At 69.6% G+C, this 16,407-nt stretch carries 14 protein-coding genes; 8 read left to right on the forward strand and 6 right to left on the reverse strand.

The annotated features are described in order from the left end of the window. The first annotated feature begins 104 nt into the window (after positions 1 to 104). From ABZ824_RS22185 to ABZ824_RS22195, 3 genes are all read left to right on the forward strand, one after another. The gene (locus ABZ824_RS22185; protein ID WP_356965229.1) at positions 105 to 1,643 is read left to right on the forward strand and encodes an alpha/beta hydrolase; all 1,539 of its coding nucleotides are present in this window, start codon (positions 105 to 107) and stop codon (positions 1,641 to 1,643) included. Positions 1,644 to 1,807: 164 nt separating this feature from the next. Further along, positions 1,808 to 3,145: a type I glutamate--ammonia ligase gene (gene glnA / locus ABZ824_RS22190; protein WP_355072810.1), complete on the forward strand. Its 1,338-nt coding sequence runs from the start codon at positions 1,808 to 1,810 to the stop codon at positions 3,143 to 3,145. 57 nt (positions 3,146 to 3,202) lie between these two features. Further along, the gene (locus ABZ824_RS22195) at positions 3,203 to 6,214 is read left to right on the forward strand and encodes a bifunctional [glutamine synthetase] adenylyltransferase/[glutamine synthetase]-adenylyl-L-tyrosine phosphorylase (protein ID WP_356965079.1); all 3,012 of its coding nucleotides are present in this window, start codon (positions 3,203 to 3,205) and stop codon (positions 6,212 to 6,214) included. A gap of 58 nt (positions 6,215 to 6,272) precedes the next feature. Here the strand turns inward: ABZ824_RS22195 and ABZ824_RS22200 are convergent, their stop codons facing one another. Further along, a complete protein-coding gene (locus tag ABZ824_RS22200) occupies positions 6,273 to 6,608 on the reverse strand; it encodes a helix-turn-helix domain-containing protein (RefSeq protein ID WP_355072814.1) in 336 nt (111 codons plus the stop codon). 91 nt (positions 6,609 to 6,699) lie between these two features. Between ABZ824_RS22200 and ABZ824_RS22205 the strand changes: the two genes are divergently transcribed. Together ABZ824_RS22205 and ABZ824_RS22210 are read left to right on the forward strand one after the other, a co-directional pair. After that, positions 6,700 to 7,041, forward strand: coding sequence for a hypothetical protein (locus ABZ824_RS22205; protein ID WP_356965081.1), 342 nt, complete (start codon positions 6,700 to 6,702; stop codon positions 7,039 to 7,041). Between the two features lie 2 nt (positions 7,042 to 7,043). Then, entirely contained in the window at positions 7,044 to 7,691 is a 648-nt protein-coding gene (locus ABZ824_RS22210) for a cysteine hydrolase (RefSeq protein WP_356965231.1), read from the forward strand. Positions 7,692 to 7,918: 227 nt separating this feature from the next. Here the strand turns inward: ABZ824_RS22210 and ABZ824_RS22215 are convergent, their stop codons facing one another. Continuing rightward, a complete protein-coding gene (locus tag ABZ824_RS22215) occupies positions 7,919 to 8,224 on the reverse strand; it encodes a hypothetical protein (protein ID WP_356965083.1) in 306 nt (101 codons plus the stop codon). A gap of 234 nt (positions 8,225 to 8,458) precedes the next feature. Here ABZ824_RS22215 and ABZ824_RS22220 point away from each other — a divergent pair, with 234 nt between their 5' ends. From ABZ824_RS22220 to ABZ824_RS22230, 3 genes are all read left to right on the forward strand, one after another. Next, entirely contained in the window at positions 8,459 to 9,151 is a 693-nt protein-coding gene (locus ABZ824_RS22220) for a class I SAM-dependent methyltransferase (RefSeq protein ID WP_356965084.1), read from the forward strand. 138 nt (positions 9,152 to 9,289) lie between these two features. After that, positions 9,290 to 10,234: an endonuclease/exonuclease/phosphatase family protein gene (locus ABZ824_RS22225; RefSeq protein ID WP_356965086.1), complete on the forward strand. Its 945-nt coding sequence runs from the start codon at positions 9,290 to 9,292 to the stop codon at positions 10,232 to 10,234. A gap of 298 nt (positions 10,235 to 10,532) precedes the next feature. Next, positions 10,533 to 11,969 (forward strand): metallopeptidase, encoded by a 1,437-nt coding sequence (locus tag ABZ824_RS22230; RefSeq protein ID WP_356965087.1) that lies wholly within the window; start codon positions 10,533 to 10,535, stop codon positions 11,967 to 11,969. Positions 11,970 to 11,972: 3 nt separating this feature from the next. Here ABZ824_RS22230 and ABZ824_RS22235 read toward each other — a convergent pair whose 3' ends face one another. Genes ABZ824_RS22235 through ABZ824_RS22250 form a run of 4 tightly spaced genes read right to left on the reverse strand, consistent with a single transcriptional unit; the run spans position 11,973 to position 16,353 of the window. Continuing rightward, positions 11,973 to 12,425 (reverse strand): 6,7-dimethyl-8-ribityllumazine synthase, encoded by a 453-nt coding sequence (locus tag ABZ824_RS22235; protein WP_356965088.1) that lies wholly within the window; start codon positions 12,423 to 12,425, stop codon positions 11,973 to 11,975. A gap of 9 nt (positions 12,426 to 12,434) precedes the next feature. Further along, positions 12,435 to 13,322 carry a lysophospholipase gene (locus tag ABZ824_RS22240; RefSeq protein WP_356965089.1) on the reverse strand — a complete coding sequence of 296 codons (888 nt, stop codon included), beginning with the start codon at positions 13,320 to 13,322 and terminating at the stop codon, positions 12,435 to 12,437. Further along, complete coding sequence (locus ABZ824_RS22245) at positions 13,319 to 14,689, reverse strand: M20/M25/M40 family metallo-hydrolase (protein WP_355072825.1); 1,371 nt, start codon at positions 14,687 to 14,689, stop codon at positions 13,319 to 13,321. The genes ABZ824_RS22240 and ABZ824_RS22245 overlap by 4 nt, the downstream gene beginning before the upstream one ends. Beyond that, positions 14,686 to 16,353 carry a CocE/NonD family hydrolase gene (locus ABZ824_RS22250; protein ID WP_356965090.1) on the reverse strand — a complete coding sequence of 556 codons (1,668 nt, stop codon included), beginning with the start codon at positions 16,351 to 16,353 and terminating at the stop codon, positions 14,686 to 14,688. Before ABZ824_RS22250 ends, ABZ824_RS22245 begins: the two co-directional genes overlap by 4 nt. Between the last annotated feature and the right edge of the window lie 54 nt (positions 16,354 to 16,407).

The raw sequence follows: 16,407 nt of genomic DNA on the forward strand, positions 1-16,407 counted from the left end.
AGGCGGATTAAGGCCGATGACCGGTGCGATTGGTCACAGCGCGGCACGGGGTTTGCCCGGGGCGGCCACCGCGTTCGCCCGATGGCAGTATCGACAGCATGTCGATGGTGCGGAATGGGCGCGGTGCACTCCCGGTGGCGGTGCTGGCGTCGCTGGCTGTGCTGGTTGCGGGGTGCGCCGTCACCCGCACCGAAACGGGGCAGCCTGCACCCACGCCGCCCACCGGGCTGGAGAAGTTCTACGGCCAGGCGGTGCAGTGGGGTGACTGCACCGGATTCGGCGGGCCGGACGACCGGCTGCCGCCGAGCACCGAGTGCGCCCGGATCACCGTGCCGGTGGACTACGCGGCGCCCGACGGGCCGACCGCCCAGATCGCGATCTCCCGGACGCGGGCGACCGGGCGGCGGGTCGGTTCGCTGGTGATGAATCCGGGCGGGCCGGGAGAGTCCGGTCTCGGCCTGTCGTCGCTCGGCAACAAGACGGAATTGGCCGAGCGCTTCGACCGGATCGGCTTCGACCCGCGCGGTGTCGGTTCTTCCACCCCCTCGATCGTCTGCCAGACACCCCAGGAGCAGGACTCCGAGCGCGCCGAGCCGGAGGACGACTACACCCCGGCGGGCATCGCCGACGCCGAGGCCGACAACCGCCGGTACGCGGGCCGCTGCGCCGATCGGACCGGGAAGGAGTTCCTCGCCCACGTCGGCACCCGCGAGGTCGTGCAGGACCTCGACATCATGCGCGCCGCGCTCGGCGACGCGAAGCTGACCTACGTCGGCTATTCCTACGGCACCAAGATCGGTTCGGCGTACGCGGAACGGTTCCCCGACCACGTGCGCGCCATGGTGCTGGACGGCGCCATCGACTCCTCGCAGGATCCGGTGCAGGAGTCGCTGCGCCAGGCGGCGGGCTTCCAGAAGGTGTTCGACGCCTACGCCGCCGACTGCGCGCGGCAGCCCGACTGCCCGCTGGGCGCCGACCCGGCGCAGGCGGTGCCGCGGTTCCGCGCATTGGTGAACCCGCTGTGGGACAAGCCGGCGCCGACCACCGATCCGCGGGGTCTGACCTACGGCGACGCGCTCACCGGCGTGCGCCAGGCGCTCTACACCGACGAATTGTGGAAGGTGCTCACGCTCGGGCTGTCCGAGCTGCGCGACGGGCGCGGCGATACGCTGCTGGCCCTGGCCGACCTGTACGACGGACGTCGCGACGACGGCACTTACGCCAACACCAGCGACGCGTTCAACGCGATCCGCTGCGTGGACGATCCGCGCATCACCGATCGCGGGGTCGCCGGACGCCAGGACGCCGAATACCGGAAAGCGGCCCCGTTCCTGGACGACGGGCGCGGCACCGGCGCGGCGCCGCTGGAGCTGTGCACCGCCTGGCCGGTGCCGAACACGAGTGAACCGCATCGCATCTCGGTGACCGGTCTGCCGAAGACGGTGGTGGTGTCGACCACCGAGGACCCGGCGACGCCGTACCAGGCCGGAGTCGACCTGGCCGACCAGTTGGGCGCCGCGCTGATCACCTATCAGGGCAACCGGCACACGGTGGCGCTGGCGGGCGGCGTCCCCTGTGTCGACGACGCGGTGATCGCCTATCTGGTCGACCTGACCGAGCCCGCCGCCGGCCTCACCTGCTGAGCCGGGCGCGCGCGGTTGCTGATCGGTCACGCGATGCTGCCCGGTCCGGAAGAATCTCACAAACCGGACGATCCGACTGTGCGGAGTCTTCCGAAAAAACCAGGTCAGCAATCTTAAGCGTGTATGTAACACAGATTTAACGCCGGATGCTTACGCTCGCGGACATGGATCGCCAGAAGGAATTCGTGCTGCGGACGCTCGAAGAGCGGGACATCCGCTTCGTACGTCTCTGGTTCACCGACGTCTTGGGTTACCTGAAGTCCGTCGCGATCGCGCCCGCCGAGCTGGAGGGCGCGTTCGAAGAGGGTATCGGTTTCGACGGCTCGGCCATCGAGGGCTTCGCCCGCGTCTCGGAGGCCGACATGGTCGCCCGGCCGGATCCGTCGACCTTCCAGGTGCTGCCGTGGGCCACGAGCAAGGGCCATCAGCACTCCGCGCGCATGTTCTGCGACATCACCATGCCGGACGGCTCGCCGTCCTGGGCCGACCCGCGCCACGTGCTGCGCCGTCAGCTGAACAAGGCGGGCGACGTCGGCTTCAGCTGCTACGTGCACCCCGAGATCGAGTTCTTCCTGCTGGAGAACGGCACGCGTGACGGCGTCCCGGTCCCCGCCGACACCGGCGGCTTCTTCGACCAGGCCGTGCACGATTCGGCGCCGAACTTCCGCCGCCACGCCATCGACGCGCTGGAGTCCATGGGCATCTCCGTGGAGTTCAGCCACCACGAGGGCGCTCCGGGCCAGCAGGAGATCGACCTGCGCTACGCCGACGCGTTGTCCATGGCAGACAACGTGATGACCTTCCGCTACCTGATCAAGGAAGTGGCCATCGACGAGGGCGTGCGCGCGACCTTCATGCCCAAGCCGTTCGCCCAGTACCCGGGCTCGGCGATGCACACGCACATGAGCCTGTTCGAGGGCGAGACCAACGCCTTCCACGACCCCGACGACCCGATCAACCTGTCGGAGACGGCGCGCGCGTTCATCGCGGGCATCCTCGAGCACGCCCCGGAGATCAGCGCGGTCACCAACCAGTGGGTCAACTCCTACAAGCGCCTCATCCACGGCGGCGAGGCGCCCACGGCGGCCTCGTGGGGCCGGTCCAACCGCTCCGCCCTGGTCCGTGTGCCGATGTACACACCGAACAAGTCCTCCTCGCGGCGCGTCGAGATCCGCAGCCCCGATTCCGCGTGCAACCCCTACCTGGCCTTCGCCGTGCTGCTCGCGGCCGGTCTGCGTGGCATCGAGAAGGGCTACACGCTGCCGCCGGAGGCCGAGGACGACGTGTGGTCGCTGACCGTCGCCGAGCGGCGCGCGATGGGCTTCCGCGAGCTGCCCGGCACGCTGGACGAGGCGCTGCAAGCGATGGAGCGCTCCGAGTTGGTCGCCGAGACCCTGGGCGAGCACGTGTTCGACTTCTTCTTGCGCAACAAGCGCCGGGAGTGGGCGGACTACCGCAGCCAGGTCACGCCGTTCGAGCTCAAGGAATACCTGGGGTTGTAATCCGAGCGATGCCCGGGGGCGGCGTGCCCCCGATCGCGGCCAGGTAATTTGAGAACCATGGTCCGGCCCCCCTCTGCGCGCTCCGCTGTCCCCGGTGTCGGTCGGCTCGGATTGCTCGAGCCGTCCGCCGCCGCGTCGCTGCGCGAATTGGGCTGGGACAACGTCGAGAGCATTCCCGTGCTGTGGTCGCTGTCCCGCGCGCCGGATGCCGATCTCGCGTTGAGCACGCTCATGCGATTGCGCGAGAGCATCGGGGACGGTTGGGACGCGGTCGATTCGGCGATCCGTACGGATACGTCGCTGCGGGGCAGGCTGTTCGCGTTGCTCGGCTCCTCCAGCGCGTTCGGCGATCATCTCGTCGCGGCGCCGGAGTCGTGGGAAGGCTTGCGCCGCAAGGAGTTACCTGGACGCGACGAGCTGATCGCCGATCTGCTCGCCGTGGTCGACGCGGCACCGGAGGAGGGGCCGAACGCGACCCCGATGCTGTTCCGCGCCGCGATCTCGGGGCCCGAAGTGGCGGCGTCGCTGCGCAAGCGATACCGCGATCACTTGATGCTGCTGGCCGCGCTGGATCTGGCGGCCACGGTGGAGAACGAGCCCGTGCTGCCCTACCAGGTGGTCGGCAGGCAGCTCACCGACCTGGCCGATGCCGCGTTGACCGCTGCGCTGGCGGTGGCGGTGGCGCGGGTCTGCAAGGACGAGCCGGTGCCGGTGCGGCTGGGCGTGATCGCGATGGGCAAGTGCGGCGCGCGCGAATTGAACTATGTCAGCGACGTCGACGTGGTGTTCGTCGCCGAGCCCGCCGACGCCACCGCCACGCGTCTGGCCGCGGAGATGATGAGCGTGGCGAGCCAGGCGTTCTTCGAGGTAGATGCGGCGCTGCGGCCGGAGGGCAAGGCCGGTGCGCTGGTGCGGACGCTGGATTCGCACATCGCCTACTACAAGCGCTGGGCACGCACCTGGGAGTTCCAGGCGCTGCTGAAGAATCGTCCGGCGACCGGTGACATCGCGCTCGGCGAGCAGTACCGAGCCGCGCTCATGCCGATGGTGTGGTCGGCGTCGGAGCGTCCCGATTTCGTCGCCGACGTGCAGGCGATGCGCCGCCGCGTGGAGGATCTGGTGCCCGCCGATCTGCGCGAACGCGAACTCAAGTTGGGGCGCGGCAGCCTCCGGGACGTCGAATTCGCCGTGCAGCTCCTGCAATTGGTGCACGGGCGGGTGGACGAGACGCTGCACGTGCAGGGCACCGTCGAGGCGCTGACCGCGCTGGCCGCGGGCGGCTACGTCGGTCGCGACGACGCGGCCAATCTCACGGCTTCCTACGAGTTCCTGCGGTTGCTGGAACACCGGCTCCAGTTACAGCGGTTGCGTCGCACCCACACCCTGCCCGCCGACGACGACGAGGAGGGCATGCGCTGGCTGGCCCGCGCGGCGCACATCCGGCCCGACGGCAGGCAGGACGCGGTGGGTGTGCTGGGCAGCGAGATCCGCCGGAACGCGGTGCGCGTGCGGCGCTTGCACGCCAAGCTGTTCTACCGGCCGCTGCTGGATTCGGTGGTGCGGCTGGAACCCGACGCGCTGCGCCTGAGCCCCGAAGCCGCCATCCGGCAGCTGGCCGCTCTCGGCTACGCGGCGCCGGAACACGCCCTCGGCCATCTGAAGGCCCTCACCGGCGGCGTGTCCCGCAAAGGGCGCATCCAAGCCCTGCTGCTGCCGACGCTGCTCGAATGGCTCGGTGAGACACCGAATCCCGACGCGGGCCTGCTGGCCTATCGCCGCGTGTCGGAGGGGCTCGCCGACCAGATCTGGTTCCTGCGCGAACTACGCGACGAGGGGGCGATCGCCCAGCGGCTGATGATCGTGCTCGGCTCCTCCGAGTACCTGCCCGATCTGCTGATCAACGCGCCGGAGACGATCCGGATGTACGCCGACGGCCCGAGCGGCCCGCTGCTGCTCGGACCGCAGCCCGACGAGGTGGCCCGCGGCATCCTCACCGCCGCCGCGCGCTACGAGGATCCGAAACGCGCCGTGGCCGCGGCCCGTTCGCTGCGCAGGCACGAACTCGCGCGGGTGGCGTCGGCCGATCTGCTGGGCATGCTCGAAGTGCCGCAGGTGTGCCGGGCGTTGTCGTCGGTGTGGGTGGCGGTGCTCGAGGCGTCGTTGCGTGCGGTGATCCGGGCGGGCGAAGCGGAGCGGGGTGCGCCCGCGCCTGCCGACATCGCGGTGATCGGCATGGGCCGACTCGGTGGCATGGAGCTCGGGTACGGCTCGGACGCGGACGTGCTGTTCGTCTGCGACCCGCGGCCGGGCGAGGACGAGACCAAGGCGGTGAAGTGGGCGATCGGGGTGGCCGACCGGGTGCAGCAGCTGCTCGGCGCGCCGAGCACCGACCCGCCGCTGCACGTGGACGCCGGGTTGCGCCCGGAGGGGCGCAACGGCGCGCTGGTGCGCACGTTGGCCGCCTACGAGGCGTACTACCAGCAGTGGGCGCAACCCTGGGAGGTGCAGGCGTTGCTGCGCGCGCACCAAGTGGCCGGTGACCAGGAACTCGGGGTGCGTTTCCTGCACGTCATCGACAAGGTGCGGTACCCGGAGGGCGGTGTGTCCGCCGAGGCGGTGCGCGAGATCCGGCGGATCAAGGCCAGGGTGGACGCCGAGCGGTTGCCCCGCGGCGCCGATCCGGCCACGCACACCAAACTGGGGCGCGGGGGCCTGGCCGACATCGAGTGGACGGTTCAGCTGGTGCAGCTGCGGCACGCCCACGAGGTGCCCGGCTTGCACAACACCTCCACACTCGAGGCGCTGGACGTGATCGAGCGGACCGAGCTGCTGGACGCGCAGGACGTCGCGCTGCTGCGCGACGCGTGGCTGACCGCCACCAATGCCCGCAACGCCTTGGTCCTGGTACGCGGCAAACCCAGCGATCAGCTACCGGGTCCGGGGCGGCTGCTTTCCGCCGTCGCCCGCGTCGCGGGGTGGCCCAACGACGACGGCAGCGAATTCCTCGACCACTACATGCGCGTCACCCGGCGCGCAAAAGCGGTCGTCGAACGAGTCTTCGGCGCGTGAGGTTCCTGTCCGCGCGCACGTCCCTTTCGGCCTGACGAAATCGAGCCCGCGGCCGGGCTCAAGGACCGACGGTCAGACCCGCGCGGGCGGCGCGCTGTTCGCCCCAGTCGTAGAGCGCGGTGAGGACCGGGACGAGTGTGCGGCCCTCGTCGGTGAGGGTGTATTCGACCTGCGGAGGCACCGTGTCGAAGGTGGTGCGCCGGACCAAGCCGTCGGACTCCAGTTCGCGCAACTGCTGGACCAGCATCTTCTCGCTGGTGGTCGGCATCCGCCTGCGCAACTCGCCGTAACGGTGCACACCCTCCTTCAAGTGGGCCAGGATCACCGGCTTCCACTTGCCGCCGATCAGGTCGACGGTCACCTCCACGGCGCAGTTGTAGCGCTTGTCGGGCACCTGTCCTCCGGGTACTCACTGAAAAGTGCGTTCTTGTAACACTGTAATCATCGCGATTCCATGAATGCCGTTGGTATCGACCACCGCAATCATGGAGCGAAACATCGTGAAGGTCATCGTTTTCGACCGCTTCAAGCCAGGCGTCACCCTGGAGACGATCAACCCGTACCTGCCCGAGGAGGTCGCCAACGTGTGGCGGCTGTGGAAGGCGGGCATCGTCCGGGAGAACTACGCCCGCGCCGACGAGCCCGGCGTGGTGATCGTATTCGAGGTCGACAGCGTCGAGGAGGCGCGGAAGTACGTCGCGGACTTCCCGCTCACCAAGGCCGGATACCTGGAATGGACGTTCGTCCCGGTGCAGGCGCCGTTGCCGCTGGAGGCGCTGATGGATCCCGCCGTCGACGTCGCCGAGCCCTACGACCGGACCGCGTGAGCATGCGCCACGCCTTCGGCCTGAGCATCCCGCAGACCGTGCAGGAGGCCTGCGATCCCGCGCGGATGGCGCTGCTCATCTACCGCATGCAGGTCGGCATCGTGCGGCAGATTCCCGGCGGCGAGGAGATCGTGCGCGCGTGCGTGCGGCTGCGCGACGCCGCCCGGGCGGGGGGTTTCCGGGTGTTCTACACCCGGCACATGTCCTTGCCGGTGGCGGCGTCGGGCGTCGCCCAGCTGCGCACCGCGATGTCCTGGCAGCGGGTGGACGACCCGGCGGACGTGCGTTCGAGCTTCCCGCAGGGTTCGCCGCAGTTCCACTTGGTGCCCGAGTTGACGCCGGGTCCGGACGAGGTGGTGTTCGACAAGATCACCATGTCGGCGTTCGCGGCCACCCCGCTGGACTTCGCGCTGCGCGACTGCGGCATCGACACCTATGCCGTGGCGGGCATCGCCATGGAGGTGGGCATCGAGCCGACGGTTCGGCACAGCCTGGACCTGGGTTATCTGCCGATCATCGTCACCGACGCGTGCGGCGCCGGTCATCCGGCGGCGGCCGAAAGGTCGCATGCCACACTCGAATTCACCGGCGGATCGCTCACTACGGACACCGCCGCGCTGACCGAGGCCATGAGTCGGCACGCCCACTGACGCTGCGGTCCGCCGAACCGGTGTGCGTCGCGCGCCGGTTCCGTGGCCATCGGCTCGTTCGCCCGGCCGAATGTGCCGCTATATCTCGGCAGGGAGCGAATCGGCCGATCCACGTTCCTGCGCGCGGTCTCCATGCGGCGCCCAAGTCGACCACCGGCCGGACGAGGCGCTGCTCGGTGTGGGATCACCACCAGGCCCGCGCGGTGATCTCCACTGCGCGGGCCGGGTCACGGACTCCCGCACGCCAGGTCGTCCTGCGGTGGGGTGTTCGCGGCGCCGGTCAAGATCTGGAAGCGATCGACGAACCGGCGCAAGGCGAGCCGGTCTTCGTCGCCGAGCCCGTTCGCGGTAGTGACGGTGACCTCGGTGCCGGAGCGGATTCGCAGGACGTCCCAGGCCACCGGCAGGACGGGCGCGTGCACGCTGCGGCCGTTGCCGCTGATCGTGATGGACGAACGATACGAGCCCGGAATGAATGCCAGCTCTTCCGCGATCTCGGCGGTGAGCGGTCCCTGTGCGCGAAATTGCTCCACGTACATTCCTCCCCCTCGTCACGTCGCCATCAGTTCTGGGCCAAGGGTAGACCGGCCGACCTCGTCATGGACGACGATCCGCCGCCCAGCCCACGGTCCGGTCTCGATCAGTGACGTGTCGAGCGGTGCGGGAGATCTCGCCCAGCCCCGGTGTCATCCCGCCCATCGAGCGGATCGAGCGCGTCGTGGGCGAGGGTCCCCGACATCGGACAGGTGCACTGATATTCGTTTGCTATGACGACGCCAGAGGATTTCGATTTCGATGCCATCTATAGGGGCACCGGCGGCCCGTTCGGTCCGGGTGTCAAAGCACCGTGGAGTATCGGCGAACCCCAACCCGAACTCGCCGCCCTGATCGAGGAAGGGAAATTCCACGGTGACGTGCTCGACGTCGGCTGCGGGGAGGCGGCGATCTCGCTGTATCTGGCCGAGCGGGGTTACACCATCGTGGGATTGGATCTGTCGCCGACCGCGGTCGAGCTGGCCCGTGCCGAGGCAACCCGGCGCGGCCTGACGAGCGCTTCGTTCGAGGTCGCCGACATCACTTCTTTCACCGGCTACGACGGCCGCTTCGGCACCATCGTCGACAGCACGCTGTTCCATTCGATCCCGGTCGAGTCGCGGGATGGTTACCAGCAGGCGATCGCACGCGCCGCCGCGCCGGGTGCGTCCTACTTCGCGCTCGTGTTCGACCGGGCGGGCCTGCCCGAAGTGCCCCAGCCGGGGCCATCGCCGGTCACCGCCGATGAGCTTCGGGAGGTGGTGTCGAAGTATTGGACGATCGATGAGATCAGGCCCGCGCGAATTCACGCCGACTTGCCCGCGGAGTTGCCCGAGGGCGCGCCTGTCCGGTTCGAAGGGATACGCGACGAGCCCGGCGGCCGCAAGTCGGTTCCGGCCTGGCTGCTGTCGGCCCACCTGGGCTGATTCTCCGACAGCGAAGTCGCGAGGTGCGTCGCCCGGGCGAGGGACATCGCCAGGCATCGAAGTGGCCGGGTTTCCTATGTGCCGGTCTCGAGCTGCACCAGATCAACGGCTTCACCGGCATTGCCTAGGCTCGACCGCATGCGTAGATGGATGGACCGGGCATTGTTCGGTGTGGGGTGGTGCGCAGTAGCCGCAGGCGCCATCGGGATAGCGCTGCACTTCGGGGCGTGGCAGCGGCGAGTGCTGGTGTTGCTCGCGTCGGGGGCGTCGTACTTCATGATCGGCGCGATCGTCGGCCTGGTGCTCTTGCTGATCGCGCGCGGATGGCGCAGCGCCGCTGTCGCCGGGGTGCTGGCGGCGGCGACGCTGTGGACGCTGGTGCCCGCGTTCGTGCCGCAGGGCCGGGCAGCCGGCGGTCCGAAGCTGACCGTCATGCAGTCGAATCTGCTGTTCGGCGGCGCCGACCCGGCCGCCGTTGTGCGCGCGGTGCGGGACGACCGGGTCGACGTGCTGACCGTGGACGAACTGACCGACGCCGCGCTGGAGCGGTTGGCGGGCGCGGGCCTGGTCGGTGAACTGCCCTACCACTACACCGAGCCCACCCGCGACGGCGGTGGCGGCACCGGCATCTACAGCCGATATCCGTTGCGCGACACCAAGAAATACGACGGATACATCCTCAACAACATCTCCGCGACGATGGATCACCCCCAACGGGGACCGATCACCGTCTTCGCGTTCCATCCGGTCCCGCCGCCGTTCGATTTTCCCGCGTGGCAGACGGAGATGCGCAAGACCAGGGAAATCCTCGACGCGCAACGGGGCCCGGCCATCGTGGGCGCGGATTTCAACGCGACCCGTGACCACACCGCCTTCCGCGACCTGCTACGCGGAAGCTTCGCCTCGGCGGCCGACCAGGCGGGCGCCGGCCTGCTGCCCACCTTCCCCGCCGACCGCGCGTGGGGACCGGTGATCGGCATCGACCACATCCTGCTCGCCGACGCCACCGCCGAAGAGGTGCGCACCCTCTCGGTCCCCGGCTCCGATCATCGAGCGCTGCTCTCCCACATCCACCTTCAGTGACCCCGCACTGTCGGGCGCGCACAGACCACGCGCGACGGCCGCCACATCGAACTTCGCCGCCGGGCAAGTCGCGATGCGCCCCGGCCGGCTTCCGGTGATCTCCGATTGTCGCGCTGAGGCCGCTCCCATCATCGACCGCATCCGATTCCCTGCTGCGCACCTGACCAGGCGTGAAAGTGCTGCGCGCCTTGCCGATCCGGAGACGATCGTGGCGCTGTGATGCGCGCAGCGCGCTCGCGGCGATTACGATGTGAGCGCTCGGCGAGCCCGAGATGCGGTACTCGGGGAGGCGAGTTCGATGAGGAAGTACAGGCGATTCGGTGTGGCCGTGCTCGCGGTGGTGGCGCTGGTGTCGGCCGGATGCGCGCAGGGCACGAACGACCGTGCCGCACGGCAGGTCTCGCCGCCCGCCGACACCTGGGAACTGGCCGGGTCGATGACGGCTTCGGGCCCGAACGGTCCCCGCAAGGGTGTGCCGGACGCGCCGCTCACGGCGGAGAACGGCGATGGCGGCGCCATCGACAAGCTCGCCCTCAATACGATCGCCGACGTCCAGGACTTCTGGACCAAGGAGTACCCCGCGCACTTCCCCGGCACGTTCAAGCCGGTGACCAGGTTCATCTCCTGGGACGCCAAGGCGCCCCGAACGCAGTCGGTCAAGTTCTGTAAGTCCGACACCTACCAGGTGGTGAACGCGGCCTACTGCGGCGGTGACCACACCATCGGCTGGGACCGGGGTGTCCTGCTGCCGAAACTGGTGCAGAAGTACGGCGAGATGGCGGTGGTGATGGTGCTCGCCCATGAGTACGGGCACGCCATCCAAGGGCAGGCCAGACTCGCGGGCCTGCTGACCCCGCCGCTCGTGCAGGAACAGCAGGCGGACTGCCTCGGCGGTGTCTTCCTGCGCCATGTGGCCGAAGGGAATTCGGCGCACTTCACGCTCAACACCACCGACGGCCTCAACGCCGTGCTCGGCGCCACGGTGGCGGTGCGCGACCGGGATCCGAACGATCCGGACAACGTGCACGGCTCGGCCTTCGAGCGGGTGACGGCGGTGCAGATCGGTTACACCGACGGCGCCGACGGGTGCAAGAAGATCACCAGGAAGGAGATCGCCCAGCGCCGCGGCAATCTCCCCACCACCTTCGAGCCCGGGGAGGAGCAGGCGCAACTTCCGGTGGACGCCGCCGCGCTGACCAGCCTGAGCCAGGCGCTGACCAAGATCTTCCCGGTCACGCGGACGCCGCAGTTCGACTACTCCGGGGTCGGCCGCGGTTGCTCGGACGGCACCGTCACCCGGCCGGTGTCGTACTGCCCGAGCGCGAACCGGATCGGCACGGACGTGCCCGCTCTGGCCCGCCGCGGCGGAACGATGACCGACGGCGACCCGCTGTCGGCGGTCGTGGACGGCGACTACAACGCGTTCGTCGTCTTCGTCTCGCGCTATGTGCTCGCGCTGCAACAGGATCGCAAGCTGTCGCTGACCGGCGCGGAGACGGCGGGCCTGCGCACCGCATGCCTCAGCGGCGTGGTGACCACCAAGTTGAGCGAGCCGGGCAGCGACCCGCACCTGTCCGCGGGTGATCTGGACGAAGCGGTCTCCGGCCTGCTCGCCGACGGTGCGGCGGCCGCCGACGTGAACGGAAAGGTGGTGCCGAGCGGCTACCAGCGGCTCGAAGCGTTCCGCACCGGCGTCCTGGACGGTGAGAGCGCCTGCCTGGCCAAGTTCCGGTAGTCGCTACACCGGCAGCGATCGCAGCGAGCTGAGCGTGCCCGCCAGCGCGCGGGCCGCCTCGGCGCCCTTGGTGAGGAAATGCTCGGTGAAGTACGTGACGTGCTCGCTGTGCTCGTGGAAGTGGTGCGGGGTGAGCACGACCGAGAACACCGGCACGTCCGTGTCCAGCTGGACCCGCATCAGCCCGTCGATCACCGCCGAGGCCACGAAATCGTGCCGGTAGATGCCGCCGTCCACCACCAGCGCGGACGCGACGATCGCGGCGTACCGGCCGGAATGCGCCAGGCGCTTGGCGTGCAGCGGGATCTCGAAGGCGCCCGGCACCTCGTAGACGTCGATGCCGGCGGGATCGAAACCGAGGTCGGTGTATTCGGCGCGGAAGCCTTCGTATGCCTTCTCGACGATCGAGCTGTGCCAGCTGGCGCGGATGAACGCGATGGATCCGGTAGTACTCATGGAGAGATACTACTGTTCGGTAAGGTGCGCTTCCAGCCAGCCGACGACGTCGTCGAGCACCTTCTCCTGCTCGGGCTCGTTGAACACCTCGTGGTAGAGGCCCTCGTAGCGGATCACCGTGAGGTCCTCCGACCCGGCGCCCCGCTCGATGAGGTCGGAGCTGGACGGCGCGGCGATCGCGTCGGCGGTGCCGTGCAGCACCAGCAGCGGCACGGTGACCTTCGCCAACCGCTGCTTGACCGTATTCGTCGCGCTCAGCATCTCGGCGCCGGTGCGCGCGGGCAGCATGCCGCGATAGACCAGCGGATCGTTGTCGTAGGCCGTGACGACCGCCGGGTCCCGGCTGATCTGCGACGAATCCAGTTTCAGCACACCCAGATTCGGGGCGAGCCTGCTCAACACCGGGGCGAGCATGCGCTGCGCCGGATTGCCCACCGGGATGTCCAGCGGCGGGGCGGACAACACGATGCCCGCCACGTCGATCGGCGCGCGGGTGGCCAGATACAGGGTGATCAGGCTGCCCATCGAGTGCGCGACCAGGAAGCGCGGCACGCCGGGCTGCTCTCGGGTCGCGATGTCCAGCATGGCGGCGACGTTGTCCGCGGCGCCCGCCATGGAGCCGATGTTGGCCTTGCTGCCCGCGGACTTCCCGTGCCCGATGTGATCGAGCGCGTAGACCGCGAAACCGGCGGCGACCAGACGCTGTCCCACATGGGCATAGCGGCCGGAATGCTCCGCCACGCCGTGCACCAGGACGATCACGCCCCGCGCCGCGCCCTCCGGCAGCCACGCCCGCCAGGCGACTCCGCTGCCGACACCGTCGAACTCGCCGGACTCGGTGCGGATCGCGGGCTGCTCGGTGGACGCGGTGTCGCCCGCCGTCGGCTCGGTCGTCATCCCTGCGCTCCTGACGTCGATGGCGCGCCGACCGTAGCGAAATGCTCGATCAGCCGCCGGTTGAACTCGATGAGTCGAGCGTAGTTGACTCGCGAGATGCGCTCGTCGGTTCCGTGGATCGAGGCCAGGTCGCGCTCGTCCAGCACGATCGGGGCGAAATTGCACCGGGTGCCCGCCAGGTCGTCGTAGTGCCTGGAGTCGGTGGCGCCGGGAACGATGCCGGTGGTCACCGCGATGCCGGGGACGACGGCGCGGGCGAGATCGGCGATCAGATCGAATGCGGGGCCGGGCCGCGTTATCCGCGACGGCTCCGACGACATGCCTACCAGATCGAATCGAATCCCCTTGTCGCGCACGACTTTCCGGCAGTGCGCCAGCACCGAGGCGACGGTGTCGCCGGGCAGGATGCGGAAGTTCACCATGGCCTCGGCCCGCTGGGGCAACACGTTCGCCCGCACTCCGCCGCGGATCACCGTCGGCGCCGTGGTGGTGCGCACCATCGCTTCGGTCTGCGGCTGGGCCGCCATCACCCGGGTGACCACCGGTGCGGCGAGATTCGCCAGGCCCAGCAGCAGTCGCCGCGGCGCGGGCATGACCTCGCGCACCCTGGTCAGCATGTCCGCGATCACCGGGGTCAGGCGCAGCGGCATCGGATGGTCCTGGATGCGGCCCACCGCCCGCGCGATCCGGCCGACCGCCGTCTGCCTGCCCGGCATGGACGAGTGCCCGCCGACCTCGGTGACCGACAACCGGACCGTCGCGTAGCCCTTCTCCCCGAGCATGATCGTCGCCACCGGCTGCCGCACGCCATCGACGACGCCAGCGGTGATCACCCCGCCCTCGTCGAGCAGCAGCTCGGCGCGCACGCCCGCCTGCCGCAGATGCTCGGCCATGCGCTCGGCGCCCTCGCCGCCGAAGACCTCCTCGTCATGCCCGAAAGCCAGGTACACGGTGTGCCGGGGGCGCAGGCCCGCGGCGAGCGCCGATTCGGCCGCCTCCAGGATGGCGAGCACGCGGCTCTTGTCGTCGATCGCCCCGCGGCCCCAGATGAACTCGTCGTCCACCACTCCCGCGAACGGCGGGTGGGTCCAGCGCTTGGCGTCGTCCACCGGGACCACGTCCTGATGCGCGAGCAGGATCGCGGCCACCCGGTCCTGGTCGGCGCCCGGCCAGCGGTAGAGCCTGCTGTGCGCGAACTTCCGCAGTTCGAGTTCGGCGTGCACCCGGGGGAACGACGTCCGCAGGTGCGCGTCGAGGCGGTCGAACGCCGCGCTGTCGGTGTCGCGCGGGTCGTCGGTGGACACCGTCGCGCACCGCAGCGCGGTGGCGAGGCGTTCGGCGGTCAGGTCGTCGACCGGCTCCGTCATCGGTCACCGGTGCGGTCGGGCAGATTCATGGACACCGTTGCATTGTTCAACATGCTCGGGTCGAGGGCGATGGTCTTCTCGTTTCGCCACTTCACGATGCCTTCGGTGAGCTCGCCCGGCCGATCGGGGCGGCGCGTCGCCGTCAACAAGGGCAACTCGATGCTCGCGGAGGTCACCGTGACCGCGGCGAGGGCGGGGGAGTGCGACCACACGTCGTCGACCACGTCGGTGATCCGCACGCCGATCCGGTGGCCCGCGGCGATCGGCCAGTCCTGCGCGAGCAGCCTGACCTCGGCGGTGTCGCGGACCGGGGCGATCCCTCGGGTGATGACGGTCGCGCGCAGGTCGGGCGCGATGTCGTAGAGCTCGACCGCGACCGTCGCGTCCGGCGGGCCGCTGAGCCGGAGGGTGGCGGTGGGAATGCCGGACAGATGCTGCTCGCCGGTCAGCGGCGCGGAGACCGACCAGATCTCGCGATCGGGTCCGGGAATCAACCCGCGATCGGTGTAATCACCGGTCCGCAGCTCGACCGGAACCCGCCGGGCGTCGGCGGGCGGCCAGGCGCTCTCCGCGCGCCAGCGGCCGTCGAACTGGCCGACGGTGATCCGCGGGCCGGGCACCCGCACGTCGCGGGCGGCGACGTGCTTGTCGAAGAACGCGAGCAACTCGGTGTCGAAGTGGGGCGTGCCGCATTTGTCGTGGCAGGTGCGGTGTCCCCACTGGCCGAACCAGGCGCGGTGCTCGCCGGGCCCGAGGCCGTTCCACAGATCGAACACACGGTAGGCACGGGTGTTGTAGTCGACGAAGCCTTGACCGAGGAACAGCGGAATCGTGGCGCCGCGCAGCCGCGCGACGAGGTCGCGATCACGCCAGAAGGCGGTGTCGGGGTTGTGGTCGCCGATCTGGGTCAGGTACTGCTGGTAGCACTGCCACGGCAACTGCGTCGCGTTCGCCTGATATTCGCCGGAGTCTTCCGGACGCGGTGGCGTCGAGGCGATCAGCAGGTGCTCGAGTCCCGCGAAGTCGGCGGGACGCACGCCGCTCTCGGTGATCGGTTTGCCGGAGAACTTCCACGAGACGCCCTGCATGTACAGGTAGGAGTACGGGTCGACGACCGGCTCGAACGCGCCCACCGCCGCGAGGCCCTTCGGGGCGGCGGCCAGGCCCATCAGGCCGGTCCAGGCTTCGTATGACGTGCCGAACAGCCCGACCCTGCCGGTGGACCACGGCTGGCTCGCCGCCCACTCCACGGCCGTGGCGACGTCGGCTCGTTCCCCCGGCCCGCCGAAGTCCGGGCAACCGTCGGAGCCGCCGAACCCACGCAGGTCGACGATGACGTAGGTGTAGCCCGCGTTCAGGAAGAGGTCGGCGGTGAGGTTGTCGGTGGACGGGCCGCCGGTCAGGCGCGGCTCGCTCAGATAGGCCAGGTGCGCGCGATACGGACTGACGGTCAGGATGACGGGTGTGCGGGTGTCGTCGGAGACACCGGCCGGGCGCAGGATGTCCGCGTGCAGCCGGGTGCCGTCCGTGCCGTCGATGAACGCTTGCTTCCACTGATAGGGCACCGGCAGCGGGTCGGCGGCCGCTCGCATCGGGGTGAACGCGGCCAACAGCAACAACAGGCCGCACAGGGCACGAGACAGGACGGCTCGTTCGATCACCATAGGACTATCGAGTCTGCCCGGACGGCCGTCCAGCCCCCGGAACCGGGGTGGTCG

The organism is Nocardia sp. NPDC047038 (assembly GCF_040644075.1).
GTDB classification, from domain to species: domain Bacteria; phylum Actinomycetota; class Actinomycetes; order Mycobacteriales; family Mycobacteriaceae; genus Nocardia; species Nocardia sichangensis.

Bases quoted from the DNA above. Each gene is read 5' to 3' on its own strand.
- ABZ824_RS22210 (WP_356965231.1), top strand. From the start codon at position 7,044: ATGCGCCACGCCTTCGGCCTGAGCATCCCGCAGACCGTGCAGGAGGCC.
- ABZ824_RS22205 (WP_356965081.1), top strand. From the start codon at position 6,700: ATGGAGCGAAACATCGTGAAGGTCATCGTTTTCGACCGCTTCAAGCCA.
- glnA (WP_355072810.1), top strand. From the start codon at position 1,808: ATGGATCGCCAGAAGGAATTCGTGCTGCGGACGCTCGAAGAGCGGGAC.
- ABZ824_RS22250 (WP_356965090.1), bottom strand. From the start codon at position 16,353: ATGGTGATCGAACGAGCCGTCCTGTCTCGTGCCCTGTGCGGCCTGTTG.
- ABZ824_RS22245 (WP_355072825.1), bottom strand. From the start codon at position 14,689: ATGACGGAGCCGGTCGACGACCTGACCGCCGAACGCCTCGCCACCGCG.
- ABZ824_RS22195 (WP_356965079.1), top strand. From the start codon at position 3,203: ATGGTCCGGCCCCCCTCTGCGCGCTCCGCTGTCCCCGGTGTCGGTCGG.
- ABZ824_RS22185 (WP_356965229.1), top strand. From the start codon at position 105: ATGGTGCGGAATGGGCGCGGTGCACTCCCGGTGGCGGTGCTGGCGTCG.
- ABZ824_RS22225 (WP_356965086.1), top strand. From the start codon at position 9,290: ATGCGTAGATGGATGGACCGGGCATTGTTCGGTGTGGGGTGGTGCGCA.
- ABZ824_RS22235 (WP_356965088.1), bottom strand. From the start codon at position 12,425: ATGAGTACTACCGGATCCATCGCGTTCATCCGCGCCAGCTGGCACAGC.
- ABZ824_RS22240 (WP_356965089.1), bottom strand. From the start codon at position 13,322: ATGACGACCGAGCCGACGGCGGGCGACACCGCGTCCACCGAGCAGCCC.
- ABZ824_RS22230 (WP_356965087.1), top strand. From the start codon at position 10,533: ATGAGGAAGTACAGGCGATTCGGTGTGGCCGTGCTCGCGGTGGTGGCG.
- ABZ824_RS22220 (WP_356965084.1), top strand. From the start codon at position 8,459: ATGACGACGCCAGAGGATTTCGATTTCGATGCCATCTATAGGGGCACC.